The following is a 20,816-nucleotide window of genomic DNA, read 5'->3' on the forward strand; positions in this document are numbered from 1 at the left end:
AGTGGCAAAACAAAAGATGACCGCAGCAGAAGCAATTGTGTTCTATCTTGAAAAAAGAGGGGTTAAACAAATTTACGGAGTGCCGGGAGCCGCAATTTTACCTGTTTATGATGCAATCCGTGAAAAAAGCAAGATTCAATCGTATGTCGTTCGCCATGAACAAACCGGTGCATTTATGGCAGATGGTTATTCCAGGGCAACCGGGGAAGTTGGGGTATGTGCGGCGACTTCTGGTCCTGGGGGAACGAACTTCTTGACTGGGCTTTACGGTGCATGGATGGATTCCGTACCGATGATCGCTTTAACCGGCCAACAAAAATCAACGCTTATTGGAACGATGCAATTCCAGGAAGCTCCTATCGTTGAAATGGCAAAACCGGTAACGAAAGCCGCCTACCAGCTAACTGATGGAGCAAAAGCTGCTGAACTTATCCATGAAGCATGGGAAACAGCAACGAAAGGAAGAAAAGGTCCAGTTTTAATCGATCTTCCTTTAGACCAGCAAAAAGTCGAAATTGAGGTAGATTTAGATGAATTGATTGCGTCTAGCGAGCCAGAACAATTGCCTCAAGCAACAGATGAAGATATCGAAAAAGCGCTCGAGTTTTTAAAAGATTCAAAAAAACCGGTTCTCGTCTCCGGTGGTGGTGTAATTCTTTCAAATTCTACAAAAGAATTGAAAGAATTGGCTGAAACCTTGCAAATTCCTGTTGTAACTACTTGCATGGGGATCGATACATTCCCTAACGACCATCCGCTTTTTGCCGGACGTATGGGAACAATGCTTGATACACCATATGGAAACAAAACGATCCTGGAGTCTGACTTAATCATTAACCTTGGCGGACGTTTCGCAGACAGAAGTACCGGCGATGTGAAAATCTTTAAACGTGACGCAAAAATCATTCACGTAAATATCGATAACAAAGAAATCGGCAAAGTCGTACCGACAGAACTTGGTGTCGTATCTGATGTTAAGACATTTATGGTGAAATTAACAGAAAGCTATAAAAAGCTTGGAGCTGATGTGGCGGCTACAGCGGAAGCCACGGCAAAAATTGACCTTACAGAAGAAAGAAAGAAGCACGCGCGGAAAACAGATTTCGAAGATCTGCCAATCAAACCGCAACGTGCCTTAAAAGAATTGAGAGAATTTTTAGATAGAGATGCTATTGTAACACATGATTGTGGAATTAGTCAAATCTGGTCAAACCAATTATTTGAAACGTATGAACCTCGAACATTCTTAATTACCGGCGGTGCTGGAACGATGGGATGGGGATTAGGTGCAGCAATGGCGTCGAAGCTAGCCTTCCCTGAGCGCCAATGTGTCAACATTCTCGGTGATGGTTCGTTAGGAATGTCGTTGCAAGATCTTGCGACTGCTGCAAAGCACAATATCCCGATCATCGTGTTCTGTATGAATAACTCACTCTTAGGCTTGATTCGCCAGCAGCAAAACTGGTTCTATGGCGAGCGCGCCATTGATACAGACCTTATTTATAAAAACGAACTTTGTGACAATGAAGAACGCGGCATTGACTTTGTCAAAACGGCTGAAGGAATGGGTGTGCGCGGGGAGCTTGTAACCCATTACAACCAAATTAAGCCGGCGTTAAAACGTGCTGTTGACAGCGGCAAACCGTATTTAATTGAAGTTGTTGTCGATCCGGCTGCCGTTTGTGGATTCTCTAACAACGGTACATTAACAGGATTCGATTATTCCCAAAACTAATCAAGTAAAGCAGGTCATGGCGAACCGCGTCATGCCTGCCCCCTCTTCAACATTAAATGGACATTCTGAACGATGAAAAGGAGGCGAACCGGATTTATCCGGAAAACTATGACAGATCTTCATAAGTATATGCAAGTAGGAATTGTACATTTTATGGCTTATCCAGCGGCAAGTTCAGGCGAAGGCGCAATCGCCGAGTCGGTAAAGAAAATCGTAACGGATGACTTCTTTTCTGCGATCGAAATTACGAGAGTAAATGATCCAAAAGAACGCCAGGAAGTTAAAAACATAGTAGAATCTGGCCGGATGACGGTCGGCTTTGGAGCCCAACCGATTTTGCTCGGCAATAAAGGGAATTTAAACTCATTTAATCCCGAAGAACGCCAGGCTGCGATCAACCTCGTAAAAGGCGCGATCGATCAGGCGTATGAAGTGAATGCCGGTAAACTGGGCTTTTTAAGCGGGCCAAAACCGGAAAAAGATGAGGACCAGGCCCTCCAGCTTCTGGCGGACTCTATTAAAGAGCTATGTCAATATGCGAAAAGTAAAGGAGATCTCGTCCTCTCATTAGAAACATTTGATGACGAAACGGATAAAAAATGTTTGATCGGTTCTAATCGATTAGCGGTTGAAGTTGCAAAGGAAGTGCGAAAAGTCGATCCAACATTCGGATTAATGCTTGATTTAAGCCACCTGCCAATGCAAAGAGAAACATCAAAAGACGCCTTAACGGTAGCACGAGACTACATTAATCATGCCCACATTGGAAACTGCTACATTAAAGATCCGAAAGATCCCGCTTACGGCGACCAGCATCCAAGATTTGGCTATCCTGGAAGCGAAAACGATGTTGAAGAATTGGCCGAATACTTAAGAGTGTTACTTGACATCGGCTATATCGGTGAAGGCATTCAAAATGTTGTCGCATTTGAAGTCAAGCCTGTTGGCAATGAATGCTCTGATGTCGTTATTGCCCAATCAAAACGTACACTTATTGAAGCATGGAATCGCGTTAAGATCGCAACTCCCCAACTTTAAATTCTAGTAAAAGTTCCTTGTCCACTTTTGTGGGCAAGGAATCAATCGATAAAATTCTTTTATCTTTTAACCATTTTTGTTAAATTAGAAATATTCATGCTAGGTGTCATTCTCTATACATAGTACTGTTCGAATTACCATTTTAATTGAAAACGTTTTATTCTTATTTGAAAAATAGTTTTTAGTTAAAACTATTTTCGCTACTAGATTGAAGGGGGAAGAAGAACGTGAAGAAACTAACAGAAAAAGTAAATGGCGCGAGAATAGCGGAAAGAATCGATCAATTGTCGCGTTGTTCCGAGCCTGCGATCGGAGTCACAAGATTATCATTTACGAAAGAATTTCAATGTGCGCAAAATATGGTTGAACAATGGATGCTTGAAGCCGGGATGACGGTGCGAAAAGACAGCCTTAATAATCTTATTGGCCGGTATGAGGGCAGCAATCCGAATGCTCCTGTTTTAATGATTGGCTCACATTTAGATACGGTTATTGAAGGCGGAAAGTTCGATGGAATGCTCGGCATTGTGACGGGAATTGAAATAGTGGCCGTTCTATTTGAAACAGGAATCATCCTTGAAAATCCGATTGAAGTCATTGCATTTTGCGATGAAGAGGGAGTGAGGTTCCATTCTACTTTTCTCGGCAGTAAAGCGATCGCCGGAACGCTAAAACGAGAAGAGTTAGAGGTAAAGGACGATGAAGGCATAACACTCGCCAATGCCATTAAAGAACTCGGGTTGGATCCACTAAACTATAAAGAAGCAGCAAGAGTTCCTGAAGAAGTGCTCGCTTACATTGAACTTCATATTGAGCAGGGGCCTGTGCTGCAAGCAGAAGAAATTCCATGTGGAGTCGTAACAGGCATTGCGGGTGCATCTAGATATTCATTTACTATCGAAGGTTTTGCTGGCCACGCTGGCACAGTCCCTCATACACTACGTAAAGATGCTTTAGCGGGTAGCGCTGAATTGGTATTGGAAATTGAACGTTTAGCTAAAGAAAATGCTCCGATTGTAGCGACCGTAGGAAAATTATCTGTGAAACCTGGAAGTAGCAATGTTATAGCGGGAGAAGTTGCCGGAACGATTGACATTCGCGATACGGATGAAAGACGTAAAAGGAAGGTGCTTGAGGCCATTTTTCAAAGTGGCGAAGAAATTGCAAGCCACCGCGGGCTTAAAATTCATTTTGAAAAAGTTATGGAAGTCAGTCCGGTCCTTTGTTCTGAAGAACTCATCCCGATTATTGAATCATCGATTCGTGAAAATGGGATGGATCCAGTCCGTCTTATTAGTGGAGCGGGCCATGATGCGATGGCAATGGCTGATTTAACGAAAGTTGGCATGATTTTTGTCCGTTGTCGGGACGGGATTAGTCATCATCCAGATGAACATGCTAGCCTAGAAGATATGGAAATCGGCGCAAGAGTTCTGTTGGATACTGTTCTTCAAGTCATCCATAGTAAGGTAGCGGCTAAAACCGAGGTTTAAGGAAAAAAGGAAAAGTTCCGCTTATAATTGACTGATTATTAGGGATTTTTATTCTTGAGCATGAAAGATTCGGGATAGAGAATTTTTGGGAGGTCTTACCATGAAATTCACCGTAGAAAAAGCTTTAAAGATTCAATCACTCAAACAATGCAAAGTTGTGGCAGGAAGCCGCGGACTCAATCGCAGTATCCGTTCTGTCAGCATCATGGATTGTCCGGATACGTCCTGGTTAAAGAGAGGAGATTTATTATTAACTACCGGTTATGTCTTTAAGGATGATCAAGAGGCCCAGATAAAGTTAATTAAAGATTTAGCTGAGCGAGAGTGTGCAGGTTTAGCCATTAAAGTGAAACGTTTTCTTCCATCTATTCCCGAACCTATGCTTCAGGAAGCAAATCGTTTAGGCTTGCCGGTTTTAGAAATTCCATATGAATTGGTTCTATCAGATATGCTCATCGCATTGACGCGTGAAATTTTGGCCAGGGAAAGTCTTTATAATGAAGAAACTAGAAAAAAACATTTCTTTTCAACCCTTTTTGGGGGAGAATTTCCTACAAGCGATTCGATCCTGTCACAGGGTCAGGAATATGGTTTATTGCCTGGATGTGAGTATGGTGTTTTATATTTTTCGATTAAAGAGCAAGATAATTCTCCTTTAATAAGTGTAACAACCTTTCAGCAGGTGATTAATCGGGTATCTGCGACAGTAAACGTAAATCTACTTGGTGTCCAATTTGAGGATTTTGTTGCTATTATACAGGCCCGTAGATTAAAAGAGCCGTTTGAGAGGGTTGCGAGAAAAGCAGCTGAACGGATTTTAAGTAATTTAACTGAGCATGTTTCAAAAGAGATGATCGCCGTTGGAATTGGCACAAAAAAGACAATAGCCGGGGAAATTCACTCAAGTTTTCAGGAAGCGAAGGAGGCAATTTATTTAGGCCATCGGGTGACTTCGGGAACATGCGCAATTTATGAATATACGGCCCTCGAACCCGAAGCCTTGCTGCAACATTTACCGGATCACGTTCTGAAACGTTATTTTACTGCAACGATGGGAACTCTTGTGAAATATGACGAACAAAACAATTCGGATCTTCTCAATACATTAGAAGTTTACTTAAATTGTGGCGCAAAGCTCGGGGAAGCCGCACGTATTCTTTATGTACACAGGAATACCGTCAAATTCCGTATTAGCCGAATTGAAGAGCTCTTAGGGATGGACTTGAATGATGGAGAGGTTGCGTTTCGTCTTCAACTCGGACTTTGCGCAGCGAGATTACTAGGTTTATTAACAAGAAAGACGGACCCAGGGTTAAGTTTGATTGGACAAGGATCGCAAAGGGGGTGACGTAACAGGGGGTACGGCTAAAGAATTAGCTGCAAGTAAATACGTGCTAGAAAACTGCAACTAGAGCAAGATGAATCATAATGTGAGATTTTGAAAAAAAACTTTATGATGAATCAAGGAGGGGTTCCCTTGAAAAGTGAAAAAATCAGTGCATGGAAAATGTTTTTGCTCGGGTTTCAGCATGTATGCGTCATGTACGGCGGAGCGGTTGCTGTACCATTAATCGTCGCTTCTGCGATCGGCTTAAGCCAGCAGCAATTAGTTTATCTTATCTCGTTTGATTTGTTTACGTGCGGGGTAGCATCTTTACTTCAAGTTGCCGGGGGCAAACATATTGGAATTAAGCTGCCAGCTCTCATGGGCGTATCATTTGTTGTCGTTCAGCCAGTTATTGCGATCGGGTCGATTTACAGCATCCAGGGGGTTATTGGTGCAGTCCTTGTTTCTGGTATTGTCGTTACAATTGCGGCCCAATTCTTTAGTAAAATTTTAAAATATTTTCCGCCTGTCATCACGGCATCCGTCGTTCTCATTATCGGAGTATCCTTAATGCCTGTTGCGATTAATAATGCTGCCGGTGGAGCGGGTTCGAAAGACTTCGGCTCGATCACCAATTTATCTTTGGCTTTGTTTACATTAGTTTTCTTTATCATTTTAAATACGCTCGCCAGAGGTTATTTGAAAGCGATTTCTATATTGGTTTCGATGATTGTCGGAACGGTTGTAGCAGCTTTTTTCGGTGTCGTTGACTTTACTCAAGTAAAAGAAGCGTCATGGTTTCACATGGTTCAACCTTTCTTTTTCGGGATGCCGACTTTCCAATGGTCATCCATTATTACAATGACGATCGTTGCGATCATCATCATGGTTGAAAGTACGGGATCATTCTTTGCGCTTGGGGAAGTGTCGAATCGGAAATTAACTGACCATGATATTAAAAAAGGTTTAAGGGCTGAAGGGATCGGTGCAGTGATTAGTGGCGTTTTTAACAATTTTAACCATTCGACATTTGCGCAAAACGTCGGGCTTGTTGCAATCACTGGAATAACCAATCGATTTGTCATCATGAATGCCGGTATTATACTAATCGTATTACGGTTGTTTCCGAAAGTTGCAGCAATAGCTGTGATCATTCCGAAAGCGGTACTTGGCGGGGCAATGGTTCCAATGTTTGGGATGCTTATTTCTACTGCATTGCGGATGATGGCTAAAGTAGATTTTACAAAGCCATCCAATCAAATGATTGTAGCAGTAGGCGTTGGTCTTGCAATCGGCACACATGCGGTTGAACATGCATTTGATGAATTGCCAAAAACCGTTGGGATGTTAGTTAAAAATGGAGTTATTATCGGTACGTTCGCGGCCTTTATTTTAAACATCGTTTTAAATGGTGTAAATAAGGCAGCCTCTGAAGAACGTCCAGAAATGGATCAAACTAACCATACGCTTGAACAAACTGTATAACCATAAAGGGTCCGGATATTCCGGACCCTTTATTGCCGTTTCAAATCGGGTAAATTGTTGGTTGTAATAAATGTAAAATCCGTAGAGCCATTTGTAGTCTGAAAACCGTTTCTCCTTCATCAAGGTTAGCGCCTAACAACTCTTTTATCTTTGTGATCCGAAAGTTGATCGTATTACGGTGTACACCTAAATTCCGTGCGGCTTCAAGCGACCGCCCACAGCACGATAAGTAAACTTCCAGAGTTTCGAGCAAATCCGCCTGGTTTTCACGATCATATTGAAGCAAAGGATCAAGCACTTCAGACATATAATCTGATAAAAAGTTATCCGGAACATGTTGAAGAATGTCATATGATTGTAGATCGGTATAATCATAAATACTTTGCTTCGATAATGATTTAATACGGGTGCCAAGAGTAATTGCTTGTTTCGCCTGCTTGTAGCTTTTGCTAATTTCGAGAACGTCATTTATGCATGTTCCGATCCCGATTGTGACACCCGGGAATTCATTCGCAAGATGGTTGGCCAATTCAAAAGCGGCAGAATGCAACCGGCTTATTTCTTCCTTATCTACCGATTGTAAGATGATCACCGTATCTTCAAGATTAGCGGATAAAAAGCTGATATTCGTAGTAGTACTAATAATTTGCGAAAGCCTTTCGGGAGTGTTTTTAAAGCTACTTGCGCCAGTTAATGATTTTTCTAAAATAGACAAACAAATATATCCGGCTCCTTGCAAAAGCCCAAATTCCCGCCCCTCTGCAAAAATGGCATCCTTTCCATGTAAATGTCCTTGAAGCAATCGGGAAAAAAACACTTTTTTCCTTTCTTGTTCATTTTGCTTGTTCTCATATGAGAGCAGTTCTCGTAAAAGCGATAGCATTAAATCGGAAATCGAGAGATGGTTTGGAATTTCGAATAATGGTAAGTTCGAATCATCTGCAGCCTTCAACATTGCGGCCGGCAATCCATGCATAAAATGTTTCATTTGGATGCCAAGGCCTGCGCACCGACGTTTTGCCAATTCGTGGATTAACTCTACCTGGGCGATTTCGTCACTTTTGAACACATACCCGGTTGTTAATACTAGCTCTCCGGATTTTAGCCATGGGAGTACATCGGGAGCATCAAAGCTATTAACAGAATGGATGGGCCGATCAAGACTTTGTTTTCCGGCAACGACATTGCATTGGTTTAACGTCGTAATTTCAAGCGCTTCGGCTAAAGTTATTTTCAATCAAGATCACAATCCTTTCGAACACATTAGCGGGTGATTATTCAGATAAGAATTAGGCTAAGTGCACAACGGAACATTTACACAATTAGTCGGTAGGCACAATGACCGATAGATCAAATTGCTATAGTCTGAAAATAAATAATTTGCTGCCTTTATTTTACGGTAAAAAAGGCAAGATTAAAAGAATCTTTTATGTAAGAGGAGGATACTAAAGTGAAGATTCTTCATGTAGAACGGCTTTCAAAATGTGCATCAGCAAATGAATCGATTATTTCAGATGTCACGGTATCGGTTGAAGAGCCTTCTATTATTCATATTTTAGGAGGTTCAGGTGCAGGAAAGAGCACCTTTTTGCGCATTCTTGGATTGCTTGACCATCCTGATAGAGGGCAAATCTATTATCGAGGAAAACAAGCGAAGGAGTGGCTGGCGGCCGAATGGAGGAGACATGTAGCTTATTGTGCTCAACTGCCGGTCATGCTTCCTGGAACAGTTGAGGATAATCTCCGTATTGTCAGCCGCCTTCATCATCTTTCATTTGATCCCAATGAAGTGAAACATTTATTGGAGCTTGTCGGACTTTCTTATCTTGATTGGAATAAACCTGCATTTGCTTTATCAGGAGGCGAAAAACAACGAGTGGCGTTAGTACGAACCATTTTAATGCGACCGGAGATTCTATTAGTTGATGAAGTAACGTCTTCTTTAGATATTAATTCTTGCCAGATGGTCAAGAACTTTATAAAACGATTTCATCAAGAAGAAGGAGGAACGGTCATCTGGGTGACACATGATCTCGAACAGGCAAAAGACATCGGGCATCGGGTCTGGTTTTTCGCGAACGGGAGACTGCTTGAAAATATATGCACACCCTCTTTTTTTCATCATCCGAAAACAGAAGAAGCAAAGTCATTTATTAGTTGCCGGACAAGCCAAAAAAACGGTAATGAAGGGGTGTTCGTCTAATGTCAAATTTAGCCCTGTTTTCGACACTCGTTTTCATTGTTATAACAATAGCAGTCTCCTTTTGGCAAAAGTTGGGCCTGGAAAAAGATCTAGCTGTCAATACGGCAAGATCGGCTGTTCAATTGTTTTTAATTGGTTATGTACTGCAATATATTTTCCGCGCCGAACAACCTTTCCTCATTCTATTAATGGTTATGATGATGGTAAGTGTCGCCTCCTGGAATGTGGCGCAAAGAGGAAAGGGATTAAAAGGCATCTGGTGGAGAGCGGCAATTACGATTGCGTTTACAGAACTGGTTACTATTTCCTTGTTGCTCGGGTTTAAAATCATTGAGCCAGCTTCTCAATCGATCATTCCAATGTGCGGCATGGTTGCGGGCAATTCGATGATCGCAAGCAGTTTGTTTCTTGCCCAGATGAAACGGGAAGTAGAGGCTTCTAGAGCTGAAATTGAAACGTTATTATCGTTAGGCGCGACAAATAGGCAATCTATCCAGGACGTAATTGCTAGAGCGGTAAAAGCGAGTATGATACCAAATATCGATAATATGAAAACGGTCGGCTTGGTGATGCTTCCCGGTGTGATGACGGGAATGATTGTGGCCGGTGCCAATCCGCTCGAAGCGGTTCGTTATCAAATATTAATCATGTTTTTATTTGCAACATCGCCAGCTATCACGAGCATGCTTCTTAGTTTATTAACCTATCAACTTTGGTTTACAAAGAATTCTATGTTAAAAGAAAAGCGGGAGTTGTAGTCAATGCAAAACATTAAAAATTATGGAAGAGATGGATTAAAGGTTTTTCAATGGCTTATTTTTTTATTGGCAAATGGTGTGGCGATTCCTATTGTTGTGGGAAAAATCTTTCATTTACCAATGAATGATATTACAAGCTTGATGCAACGAACTTTTTTTGTCGTAGGCATTTCTACATTTTTGCAAGGGTATTTTGGCCATCGCATGCCGATCATTGATGGTCCGGCGGGCACATGGCTCGGCGTCTTCGTTATTATGGCGGATATGGCTGTCCAGAAAGGGCTGCGTTTAGATGATACGTTAATGGTTTTAGAGGGAGGAATGTTTGTCGCCGGATTGTTGCTCATTGTTTTAGGAATAGCCGGGGTTATTAAACATATTCTTTCTTTTTTTACCCCTTTAGTGACAGGCTGTTTTCTCCTTTTGCTGTCTTTGCAGCTGAGCGGCGTATTTATTAAAGGGATGATGAATGTGAGTGGCGTCTCTTGATCAAAGCTCATTCTTCATTTCATTTATCGTATTTCTTCTCATTATTGGTTTATCGATATGGGGTCGTGGCTGGATGCGAAATTATGCCTTGTTGATTGGGATTACGATTGGCTGGATCGTTTTTTATCTCGCTGGCAAAGGAATAATGCCCACGCTTCCTCATGCTTTGATCAGCATACCTCATGTCTTTGCCTGGGGAACGCCTTATTTTGACGCGGGGATGACAATATCTTCGATTCTTCTTGCCTTTATGATGGTTTCGAATCTTGTTGCGAATATATCTGCGATGGCCCATGCAACTTCCAACCAGGAGTTCGGGCAAAACGCCTTTAGCCGTGGCGGGATTATTGGGGGAGTATCACAAATTGTTTGTTCACTGTTTTCGATTGTTGGCATTGTGCCATTAAACAGTTCAGTTGGTTTTGTTCGGATGACTGGAGAAAGCAAAATGCGCCCGTTGTTAATCGCCTCGCTTCTTTTAGCAGTGATTTCTCTTATTCCGGCACTGATCGATTTTCTATCATTGCTCCCTTCGGCTGTCGCGAATGCGGCAATGCTAGCGACATTTGTCCAATCAGTCGGTGTCGCTTTTCAGTCCATCGCAAAAGAAACACTTGACGAACGCCGTTTGACAATTTTAGGAATAACCCTTCTATTTGGAGTTGGAGCGATGTTTTTGCCAGCTTCGATTTTTCAGGGGATGCCTTCAGTGGTTCAATATGTTTTTGGAAATGGTCTGCTTGTGGGAACAATCATCGTTATTCTCCTTGAAAAAGTTTGGAGGAAAAAAGATAGAAAAATAGCTGAAACGATCGAACGGAACACCTTTCATGTGAGATAAGCCATACGTTTCTGTGAAAAATGTCGAATTTTCAGATTAGTCAAACTGCACAATGAGCTCCTTTCAGAATTGGCCCGGATGTCTAATGACCGATTTCGCATTTCGAATTAGAATTAAATCAATCTTCATCCTCTAGGAAGGGGTTGATCGTCTAGAACATTGAAGGTGAGTAATGAAAGGAAGGAAGGATTCGATTGATTTCAACAAAGCTAAAGATTGAAACGATTAATCAGATGGACAAAAATTCTTTTACGGAGACACTCGGCTGGATCTTTGAACATTCACCGTGGGTTGCAGAACGAACATGGAGCAAGAAACCGTTTGCTTCCATTTCCGATCTTCATCAAGTGATGAAACACATCGTGAATGAAAGCACAACAGAAGAAAAGCTTGCTTTAGTTCGTGCCCACCCTGTCCTGGCCACACGTCAAAGAATGGCTGAAGCTTCGGTAGAGGAGCAGTCCGGCGCAGGCTTAAACCAACTTTCAAAAGAGGAGTTTGAAGATTTTCAACAATTAAATCAAGCTTACTTCGACAAATTTCAGTTTCCATTTATTATGGCAGTGAAGGGGCAAAACAAGGATACCATTCGAGCGGCCATGAGGGAACGACTTCAATTATCACCCGAGAAAGAGCTTGAGGAAGCCCTGCAGCAAATTTATAAAATTGCACGCTTTCGCTTAGAAGATTTAATAATCGAATAGGAGGAAATGATGATGAGCGCTAAAGATAGAACAATGTATTACGGTAAAGGTGATGTTTTTGTTTTCCGTACGTATGCAAAGCCACTGCAAGGAGTAAAGCAAATTCCCGAATCTGATTTTTCTGAAAAAGAAAACGTGATTTTCGGAATGAATGCGAAAATTTCTCTTAAAGGTCAGGCTTTCTTAACTTCATTTACTGAAGGTGACAACAGCCTCGTTATCGCAACGGATTCAATGAAAAACTTCATGCTTCGCCATGCAGCCCAATATGAAGGAGCAACGTTAGAAGGTTTTCTCACTTTCGTTTGTGAGCGCTTTCTAGATACTTACGCTCACCTTGATGCTGTTGAAATCTCAGCTGATGAAATTCCATTCGACAGTGTCAAAGTGCCAAATGGATCTGCGCTGGCTAACAGCGACCTTGTTTACCGTTCTTCACGAAACGAGTTTGCAACGACGACTGTAGAGGTTGCCCGGACGGAAAAAGGAAAGGAAATCGTAAAACAATCGAGCGGCGTTTCTGAATTGCATCTTATTAAAGTTAGCGGAAGCTCATTCTATGGCTACATTCATGACGAATATACGACACTTCCTGAAGCAAAAGACCGTCCGCTATTCATCTATCTCAATATTAGCTGGAGATATAACGATGTAGAAGATGCAATGGGCAACGACCCTGCCCGTTATGTTGCGGCTGAACAAGTTCGCGATATCGCCCAATCGGTATTCCATGAGCTTGAAAACCGCTCCATTCAACACCTTATTTGGGAAATCGGACTTCGTGTTCTCGAACGGTTCCCTCAGCTTGCAGAAGTAGAATTTGAATCCAATAACCGTACGTGGGAAACGGTTGTTGATTCAATTCCAGAATCCAAAGGTCAAGTATACACTGAGCCTCGTCCGCCATATGGATTCCAACGATTCGTAGTGACTCAAGAGGACCTTGAAAAATCAGGGAAAGCAGCTGGCAATGCTGCATATGCAACAAAAGCATGAACGGACGTTTAACGACTCATGTTCTTGATTTAATGAATGGAATCCCTGCCAAAGAACTGAAGGTGGAACTCTGGCAATTAAAAGAAAAGGATATTCGCACATTAATCCGAACAACACATACGAATAGCGACGGCCGGGTCGATTCACCATTGCTCTCCGGTGATGAACTAGAGACCGGTGAATATGAACTTGTATTTTACGTCGGGGACTATTTTGAAAGGCAAGGCGTTCAGCTGTCTAATCCGCCATTTTTAAATAAAGTTCCGCTCCGCTTTGGCATATCGGATCCAGAGGCTCACTATCACGTTCCATTATTAGTTGCCCCTGGCGGCTATAGCACATATCGAGGGAGCTAAGAAAAACGCTAAAGCGTTTTTCTTAGCAAAAGTATAAAAGCTAGATTGGCGGGACTGCCAATCCATATAACCATTATAAGGAGGTGACGTTAATGACGCAAGAAAGAACAGGTGTTGCGACTTTAGCGGGGAACGCCGTTACGCTAATTGGACCGGAAATTAAAGCAGGTGATGATGCCCCTGACTTTGAGGTTTTGGCGAATGACCGTTCGAAGGTAACACTTAGCGATACAAACGGTAAAGTACGTTTAATCAGTGTTGTACCGTCGTTAGACACTGCAGTATGCGACCAGCAAACGAGACGATTTAATGAAGAAGCAGCACGGCTTGGGGACAATATTGTAGTTTTGACCATTAGCGCCGACCTTCCATTTGCTCAAAGCAGATGGTGCGGTGCAGCCGGTATCGAAAACGTACAAACGCTTTCCGACCATTTCAATATGTCTTTCGGAAAGGCTTACGGAACATATATGAAGGAACATCGGTTAGAATGCCGCGCTTTGTTTGTTGTTGATTCAAATAATGTCGTAACATATGCGGAATACGTTCCCGAAGTAACACAACATCCGAATTATGAAGCAGCAATAGAAGCGGCAAAAGCTGCACGCTAGTTTTATTTTCAATCTTAATGACTGCTACTTTAAACATAAGCAGGTGATGAATATGAAATAATGGGGTGGTAAATGTGCACATCTTAGTAATTGGCTTAAATTATAATACAGCCTCTGTTGAAATTAGGGAGCGCTTTACGTTTACGGATGAATCGAAAGCGAAAGCCATTGAACGATTGAAGCGGACAAAGAGTGTGCAAGAAAGCGTCATTATTGGCACATGTAATCGAACGGAAATTTACGCCGTTGTCGATCAACTTCATACAGGAAGGCACTATATTAAAGGGTTCCTTTCAGAGTGGTTCGAAATCGATTTATCCGATTTTCAGGTGTGTCTATATATTAAGGAAGATTTTGAAGCTGCTCGCCATTTGTTGCGGGTAGCCTGTGGGCTTGACTCAATGGTTCTTGGAGAAACACAAATATTAGGACAGGTGAAAAAATCCTTTTTACAAGCCCAACATCTTAAATCGACCGGCACTCTTTTTAACAGGCTGTTTAAACAAGCCATTACTCTGGCAAAACGTGCCCATTCTGAAACAGCAATTGGGAAACATGCGGTTTCCGTCAGTTATGCGGCTATTGAACTAGGGAAGAAAATTTTTGGCGCTTTTCGAAAAAAGACGGTTGTTATTCTTGGTGCCGGTGAAATGGGGGAACTGACGGCGAAGCATCTTTATACAAATGGAGCCGACAAAATTATCGTCGTTAATCGAACATTTGAACGGGCAAAAGCAATTGCCGAAAAATTTAACGGCGAAGCGTTGACAATGGATCAACTTTCACAATCGTTAATGGAGGCGGATATTATCATCAGCTCTATTGGAAAAGAAGGTTATGTTGTAACAAAACAGGAGATTGAGCATCTTTCCAGGAAAAGAAATCATCGCCCTTTATTCATGATTGATATCGCCGTTCCGAGAAACCTCGATCCTGCCATTAATGAGTTAGACCATGTATTCCTTTATGATATTGACGATTTAGTTGACATTGTTGAAACAAATCTCCAGGCACGCGCTCAAGAAGCGGAAAAAATCGAAGAAATGGTCTCTCGCGAACTTGACGCTTTCCAATCGTGGCTAAACACGTTAGGGGTCATTCCGGTCATTTCCGCATTGCGTGAAAAGTCCTTTCTTATCCAGGAAGAGGCCGTTCGCCATATTGAAAATAAACTACCTGATTTGACGGAAAGAGAGCTAAAAATCATTCGCAAATATTCAAAAATGATTGTGAATCAGATGCTGCACCACCCCGTTATTAAAATGAAAGAAATGGTTGGTGATCGTAATCGCGATGAGGTTCTTAACCTATTTATCAAAATGTTTGCGTTAGAAGAAGAAATGGCGAAGCAAAATTATTTAGATGTGTATGAGGCCAGCCGCAGGCAGTCAAAGATGAAAAAAGTCCCCGTTTATTCGTAAGCGGGTGGGAGGTGTCTATGAAGAGAAAATTAGGCTTACTTGTCATGGCATATGGGACACCAAATAGTATGGATGAAGTAGAATCCTATTACACACATATTCGGCATGGAAGAAAACCGCCCGAAGAGCTTTTAGATGATTTAAAAAGAAGATATAAAGCGATAGGAGGCATTTCTCCATTAACAAAAATTACGAGAAGCCAGGCTAAACAATTAGAGCTGAAACTCAATTCATGGTTTGAAGACATACAATTTGTTTCGTATCTCGGCTTTAAACATGCTTCTCCATTTATTGAAGATGCAGTCAAGCAGATGAAGGATGATGGAATAGAGGAAGCGATTAGCATTATTTTAGCGCCGCATTACTCGATTTATAGCTTAAAGGCCTACAATGACCGGGTGAAAATCTTCACCGAAAAAATAAACGGTCCGATCATTTATCCGATTGACTCCTGGTATGACGAGCCAAAGTTTATTTCATTCTGGGCAAAACAAATTAAAAAAACGATGGTATCGGTTGAGGATTTGTCGAAAGTTGTAGTTATTTTTTCCGCACATAGCCTTCCGGAAAAAATAATTTTAAATAAAGATCCGTATCCGGAGCAGCTTATCCGAACAGCTGAAATGATCGCACAAAAAGCTAATGTGAAACATTATGCGGTTGGCTGGCAGAGCGCGGGTAACACAGGGGAAGCGTGGCTTGGTCCGGATGTACAAGACCTTACGCGCCAATTATATGAACGAAACGGATACACTTCTTTTATATATTGTCCTGTCGGCTTTGTTGCTGACCATCTTGAAGTTTTATATGACAACGATTTTGAATGCAAAGCTGTAACAGAAGAATTAGGCGTTCGCTATTACCGGCCTAAGATGCCGAATACGAATCCGATCTTTATTGAAGGACTTGCGTCCGTTGTTGCAAAAAAAGCGAGAACACTTGAAAACGAAAAGGTTATCTTGATCCATTCATGATAGAACCAGAGACTATTATTTCAATTTTTATTTAATTAAAATTAATATAATTTAGTATTGATTTTTTTATGATAAGTGTTATCATTGTAAGTGATAAATTTAATAAAAAAGCCATTTTCACGTATACAGAAAGGAGAATGAAAAATGGACAATAAAGAAATTCCGAACGGGGGAAAATGCCCTTTCAACCACGGCGCCATGACGAGTCTAAAATCTAGTGGCACGACAAATCAGGACTGGTGGCCAAACGCGTTAAACTTGAATATTCTCCGTCAGCATGACAGAAAATCGAATCCTATGGGAGAAGACTTTAATTATGCGGAAGAGTTTAAAAAGTTGGACTACAATGCTCTTAAGCAGGATCTTCGCGATTTGATGACAACCAGTCAAGATTGGTGGCCTGCTGACTATGGACATTATGGTCCTCTCTTTATCCGTATGTCCTGGCACGCAGCCGGTACATACCGGAATGGTGATGGCCGGGGAGGCGGGGGCACTGGCAACCAGCGTTTTGCGCCACTGAACAGTTGGCCTGATAACGTTAGCCTTGATAAAGCGCGCCGGCTCCTATGGCCGATTAAGAAAAAGTATGGCAACAAGATCTCATGGGCCGACTTGCTCGTTTTGGCAGGAAATGTTGCCATTGAATCGATGGGAGGACCGACAATAGGTTTTGGAGCAGGCCGTGAAGACATTTGGCATCCGGAAGAAGACATCTATTGGGGTAAGGAAACGGAATGGCTGGGCGATAATCGTTATACAGGCGATCGTGAGCTTGAGAATCCTCTTGCTGCTGTTCAAATGGGCCTTATTTATGTTAACCCGGAAGGTCCAAACGGTAAACCAGATCCGATTGCTGCGGCTCGCGATATTCGTGAAACCTTTGCACGTATGGGTATGAACGATGAAGAAACTGTTGCACTAATTGCTGGCGGCCATACTTTCGGTAAGGCGCACGGCGCAGGAGATGCCTCTCATGTGGGTCCAGAGCCTGAAGCAGCACCTATTGAAGCACAGGGATTAGGCTGGATAAGCTCACATGGTTCCGGTAAAGGCCGTGACACGATTACGAGTGGTCTTGAAGGGGCGTGGACACCTAATCCAACCCAATGGGATAATGGTTATTTTGATATGTTATTTGGATATGAATGGTGGCTCACTAAGAGTCCTGCGGGCGCATGGCAGTGGCATGCAGTAGATGCTGATGAGGAACATCTTGCACCAGATGCGGAAGATCCATCTGTTAAAGTTCCGACAGTTATGTTTACCACTGATTTAGCATTGCGTCATGATCCAATATACGAGAAGATTTCACGTCGTTTCCATGCAAATCCAGATGAGTTTGCAGATGCATTTGCCCGCGCGTGGTTTAAACTTTTACACCGTGACATGGGTCCAAAAGCAAGATACCTTGGTCCGGAAGTTCCAGAAGAAGATTTCATCTGGCAAGATCCTGTACCCGCTGGCAATTATGATTTAACAGATGCTGAAATAGCAGAATTGAAAGCGAAAATCCTTGACTCTGGACTGTCAGTTAGTGAACTTGTTAAAACTGCCTGGGCTTCTGCCAGCACTTATCGAGGTTCAGATCATCGCGGCGGTGCAAATGGTGCTCGCATCCGTCTTGCTCCTCAAAAGGATTGGGAAGTAAACGAGCCAGAGCACCTTGCCAAAGTGCTTTCTGTTTATGAAGAGATTCAAAGCGAACTGGATAAGAATGTGAGCATTGCTGATTTGATTGTTCTTGGTGGTTGTGCTGCAGTAGAAAAAGCTGCAAAAGATGCAGGCTTTGATGTAACTGTACCTTTTGCCCCTGGACGTGGCGATGCCACACAAGAGCAAACGGATAGTGAAAGCTTTGCAGTTCTGGAACCTATCGCTGACGGTTTCCGCAACTATCAGAAGAAACAATATAGTGTAAGTCCAGAAGAGCTTTTAGTAGATAAGGCACAACTCCTAAACCTTACAGCACCAGAAATGACTGTACTTATTGGTGGTTTGCGTGTTCTCGGTACGAACTACGGTGATACTGGGCACGGCGTATTCACTGATCGTGTAGGTACACTTACTAACGACTTCTTTGTTAATTTGCTTGACATGGGAGTTGAGTGGAAGCCTGTAGACGGTGGTATATATGAAGGACGTGATCGGAAGACAGGCGAAGTAGTGCGTACGGCAACTAGAGTTGACCTGGTGTTCGGTTCAAATTCAGTTCTACGCGCAATTGCAGAAGTTTATGCTCAAGACGATAACAAAGAGAAGTTTGTACGTGACTTCGTAGCTGCATGGGTTAAGGTCATGAACGCTGACCGTTTTGATCTCAAATTAGACTTATCCGTGCCGCAAGAAGTTTAAGAGATTCATATTTTTAGAAAGAAGTTTTAAATTCGTTCCAATCTCATTTATTCTCAAATTATTCTCATTTAATTGTGACAAATTAACACTCTAATTAGTAGTAGAAAAGATCATCAACTTGATGATCTTTTCTACTACGGAGTGCAAAAACCGAATAAAGAGGTGTTGAAATGAATCAACATCGTTTAAAGGAAGGGGTTGCTCTATTAAAAAATAATGGGGTAAGAATGACCGTACAACGTATGGCCATTCTGGAATATTTAGCCACTACGGATTCCCATCCTACCGCTGATGAGATTTACAAATATTTAACCAACAGACTGTTAAACATTACAAATGCGACGATTTATAACAATTTAAAATGCTTTAAAAAATATGGGCTCATTAAAGAATGGACATATGGAGAAGCTTCAAGCCGCTACGAGTGGGCAAAGAATTTCCATTATCATGTCGTTTGTAGATGTTGCGGGAAAATGCGCGATTTTAATTATCCCGAACTAAAGGAAATTGAGGAGTATGCTGAAAAACTTTCCGGGTTTCAAATTTCCTGCCATCTTTTTGAAATTCATGGCATTTGTCCGGAATGTAAAGAAGCCAGAAACAACTTTTAATTTGGTCAGTTAATTGAATAATGAGGAAGTGACAAAATCATGTCCGCATTTGATCTTATTATACGAAATGGGACGATGGTAACGTCTGATTCAGTCTTACGGGGCGATATCGTTATTAACGATGGAAAAATCGAAAAAATCGTCGAGAATGAATCGTTTGAAGGCGAAGGCCTTCGAGAGATTGATGCTACCGATCTATATATATTTCCGGGATTAATTGATTCACACGTTCATTTTAATGAACCTGGAAGAACGGAATGGGAAGGATTTCAAACAGGTAGCAGAAGTCTGGCGGCAGGAGGAGCAACGACCTTTTTCGATATGCAGTTAAACAGCCATCCTCCAACGATTACGAAACACGCGTTCGAATTGAAAGATAAACTGGCAAAACAGAAAGCGATTGTTGACTACAGGCTGTGGGGAGGATTGGTTCCTTCAAATCTGGAGTATTTAGAAGAATTGCATGAATGCGGCGTCATCGGTTTTAAAGCTTTTATGTCTCCTAGTGGTATTAATGAATTTCAAAATGCAAATGATCAAATCCTTTATAAAGGGATGGAAAAAATTGCTCAATTGAATTCTGTTTTAGCCGTTCATGCGGAAAGCACAGATATAACGAATCAATTAGCTGAAGAAAAGCGCAAGGCAGGAAAAACGGCAGCAATCGATTTTTGTGAATCACGGCCGATTTTATCTGAAATTGAAGCAGTGGCAAGAATTTTATCGTACGCTCAAGTAACTGGTTGTAAGCTACATATCGTCCATGCAAGCAGCAGTCAAGTCGTATCATTAGTGACACGGGCAAAACAAATAGGTATTGATGTTACTGTTGAAACGTGCCCGCATTACCTTTCTTTAACAACAGAAGATTTTTCAAGAATCGGCCCTGTTGCAAAATGCGCCCCGCCGTTAAGAGGTAAAGATGAAGTGGAGGCGTTATGGAAATCATTCGCCGATGGAGAAATTGACATTATCGGTTCTGACCATTCGCCAGCTCCGCCAATGATGAAGCAAGCGGAAGATGGTGACATGTTTAAAGCGTGGGGAGGCATTTCGGGTGCACAATCGACACTTTCGGTACTGCTGGAAGAAGGGTATTGGAAACGGAATATCCCATTAGAAAGAATTGTAGAAACGACGTCAACAAACCCCGCAAAAAGGTTCGGACTATACCCTCAAAAAGGGACGATTGCTGTCGGCAGCGATGCAGACTTAGCGATCGTGAATCTTACTCAGTTTTACCGTTTGAACGAGAATGATCTTTTTTACCGTCATCCACATTCGCCATATGTCGGGAAAACGTTCAGAGGAAAAAATGTGGCGACGATTGTCAAAGGGAAGATTGTGTTTGAAAATGGACAAATCATTTCATCCGGGCAATATGAAACGATTCCATAATATCAATTTTCCTAATACTTT

Annotated in this window: 15 protein-coding genes and 2 pseudogenes; 16 read left to right on the forward strand and 1 reads right to left on the reverse strand. The window is 42.0% G+C overall.

The features are described 5' to 3' along the window. Position 1 precedes the first annotated feature (1 nt). From H538_RS0107020 to H538_RS0107040, 5 genes are all read left to right on the forward strand, one after another. Positions 2–1,735 carry a thiamine pyrophosphate-binding protein gene (locus tag H538_RS0107020; RefSeq protein WP_026677004.1) on the forward strand — a complete coding sequence of 578 codons (1,734 nt, stop codon included), beginning with the start codon at positions 2–4 and terminating at the stop codon, positions 1,733–1,735. A gap of 153 nt (positions 1,736–1,888) precedes the next feature. Next, positions 1,889–2,773 carry a sugar phosphate isomerase/epimerase family protein gene (locus H538_RS0107025; protein ID WP_245595196.1) on the forward strand — a complete coding sequence of 295 codons (885 nt, stop codon included), beginning with the start codon at positions 1,889–1,891 and terminating at the stop codon, positions 2,771–2,773. A 227-nt stretch (positions 2,774–3,000) separates the two neighbouring features. Then, positions 3,001–4,266: an allantoate amidohydrolase gene (locus H538_RS0107030; protein WP_026677006.1), complete on the forward strand. Its 1,266-nt coding sequence runs from the start codon at positions 3,001–3,003 to the stop codon at positions 4,264–4,266. A gap of 100 nt (positions 4,267–4,366) precedes the next feature. Further along, positions 4,367–5,614, forward strand: a complete 1,248-nt coding sequence (locus H538_RS0107035; protein WP_026677007.1) for a PucR family transcriptional regulator — start codon at positions 4,367–4,369, stop codon at positions 5,612–5,614. Positions 5,615–5,743: 129 nt separating this feature from the next. Next, positions 5,744–7,078, forward strand: coding sequence for a nucleobase:cation symporter-2 family protein (locus H538_RS0107040; protein WP_281172176.1), 1,335 nt, complete (start codon positions 5,744–5,746; stop codon positions 7,076–7,078). Between the two features lie 40 nt (positions 7,079–7,118). Here the strand turns inward: H538_RS0107040 and H538_RS0107045 are convergent, their stop codons facing one another. After that, entirely contained in the window at positions 7,119–8,315 is a 1,197-nt protein-coding gene (locus tag H538_RS0107045) for a PucR family transcriptional regulator (protein WP_026677009.1), read from the reverse strand. 213 nt (positions 8,316–8,528) lie between these two features. On the opposite strand from H538_RS0107045, the gene H538_RS23305 reads away from it, so the two are divergent. The 11 genes and pseudogenes from H538_RS23305 to H538_RS0107105 all read left to right on the forward strand — a co-directional run bounded on the left by H538_RS23305 (position 8,529) and on the right by H538_RS0107105 (position 20,795). Continuing rightward, complete coding sequence (locus tag H538_RS23305; protein ID WP_035350255.1) at positions 8,529–9,281, forward strand: ABC transporter ATP-binding protein; 753 nt, start codon at positions 8,529–8,531, stop codon at positions 9,279–9,281. Continuing rightward, positions 9,281–10,039 (forward strand): ABC transporter permease, encoded by a 759-nt coding sequence (locus H538_RS0107055; RefSeq protein ID WP_026677010.1) that lies wholly within the window; start codon positions 9,281–9,283, stop codon positions 10,037–10,039. The genes H538_RS23305 and H538_RS0107055 overlap by 1 nt, the downstream gene beginning before the upstream one ends. 3 nt (positions 10,040–10,042) lie before the next feature. After that, positions 10,043–11,369: pseudogene (locus H538_RS23310) on the forward strand (purine/pyrimidine permease). Positions 11,370–11,602: 233 nt separating this feature from the next. After that, positions 11,603–13,069: pseudogene (gene pucL / locus H538_RS0107070) on the forward strand (factor-independent urate hydroxylase). Beyond that, complete coding sequence (gene uraH, locus H538_RS0107075) at positions 13,066–13,425, forward strand: hydroxyisourate hydrolase (protein ID WP_026677013.1); 360 nt, start codon at positions 13,066–13,068, stop codon at positions 13,423–13,425. Before pucL ends, uraH begins: the two are co-directional and overlap by 4 nt. A gap of 92 nt (positions 13,426–13,517) precedes the next feature. Continuing rightward, positions 13,518–14,036, forward strand: coding sequence for a thiol peroxidase (gene tpx, locus H538_RS0107080; RefSeq protein WP_026677014.1), 519 nt, complete (start codon positions 13,518–13,520; stop codon positions 14,034–14,036). A gap of 74 nt (positions 14,037–14,110) precedes the next feature. After that, positions 14,111–15,457, forward strand: a complete 1,347-nt coding sequence (gene hemA / locus H538_RS0107085) for a glutamyl-tRNA reductase (protein ID WP_026677015.1) — start codon at positions 14,111–14,113, stop codon at positions 15,455–15,457. Between the two features lie 17 nt (positions 15,458–15,474). Next, on the forward strand, positions 15,475–16,431 hold the full coding sequence (hemH, locus tag H538_RS0107090) for a ferrochelatase (protein WP_026677016.1): 957 nt from the start codon (positions 15,475–15,477) through the stop codon (positions 16,429–16,431). Between the two features lie 144 nt (positions 16,432–16,575). Beyond that, positions 16,576–18,786, forward strand: coding sequence for a catalase/peroxidase HPI (gene katG, locus H538_RS0107095; RefSeq protein ID WP_026677017.1), 2,211 nt, complete (start codon positions 16,576–16,578; stop codon positions 18,784–18,786). 170 nt (positions 18,787–18,956) lie between these two features. Beyond that, the gene (locus H538_RS0107100; RefSeq protein WP_026677018.1) at positions 18,957–19,397 is read left to right on the forward strand and encodes a Fur family transcriptional regulator; all 441 of its coding nucleotides are present in this window, start codon (positions 18,957–18,959) and stop codon (positions 19,395–19,397) included. 39 nt (positions 19,398–19,436) lie between these two features. After that, on the forward strand, positions 19,437–20,795 hold the full coding sequence (locus H538_RS0107105) for an allantoinase (RefSeq protein WP_026677019.1): 1,359 nt from the start codon (positions 19,437–19,439) through the stop codon (positions 20,793–20,795). Positions 20,796–20,816 lie beyond the last annotated feature (21 nt).

Source organism: Fictibacillus gelatini DSM 15865, assembly GCF_000430745.1.
GTDB classification, from domain to species: domain Bacteria; phylum Bacillota; class Bacilli; order Bacillales; family Fictibacillaceae; genus Fictibacillus_A; species Fictibacillus_A gelatini.

Coding starts and splice junctions, on each gene's coding strand:
- katG (WP_026677017.1), top strand. CDS start 16,576: ATGGACAATAAAGAAATTCCGAACGGGGGAAAATGCCCTTTCAACCAC.
- H538_RS0107100 (WP_026677018.1), top strand. CDS start 18,957: ATGAATCAACATCGTTTAAAGGAAGGGGTTGCTCTATTAAAAAATAAT.
- H538_RS0107025 (WP_245595196.1), top strand. CDS start 1,889: ATGGCTTATCCAGCGGCAAGTTCAGGCGAAGGCGCAATCGCCGAGTCG.
- tpx (WP_026677014.1), top strand. CDS start 13,518: ATGACGCAAGAAAGAACAGGTGTTGCGACTTTAGCGGGGAACGCCGTT.
- hemH (WP_026677016.1), top strand. CDS start 15,475: ATGAAGAGAAAATTAGGCTTACTTGTCATGGCATATGGGACACCAAAT.
- H538_RS0107035 (WP_026677007.1), top strand. CDS start 4,367: ATGAAATTCACCGTAGAAAAAGCTTTAAAGATTCAATCACTCAAACAA.
- uraH (WP_026677013.1), top strand. CDS start 13,066: ATGAACGGACGTTTAACGACTCATGTTCTTGATTTAATGAATGGAATC.
- H538_RS0107055 (WP_026677010.1), top strand. CDS start 9,281: ATGTCAAATTTAGCCCTGTTTTCGACACTCGTTTTCATTGTTATAACA.
- H538_RS0107105 (WP_026677019.1), top strand. CDS start 19,437: ATGTCCGCATTTGATCTTATTATACGAAATGGGACGATGGTAACGTCT.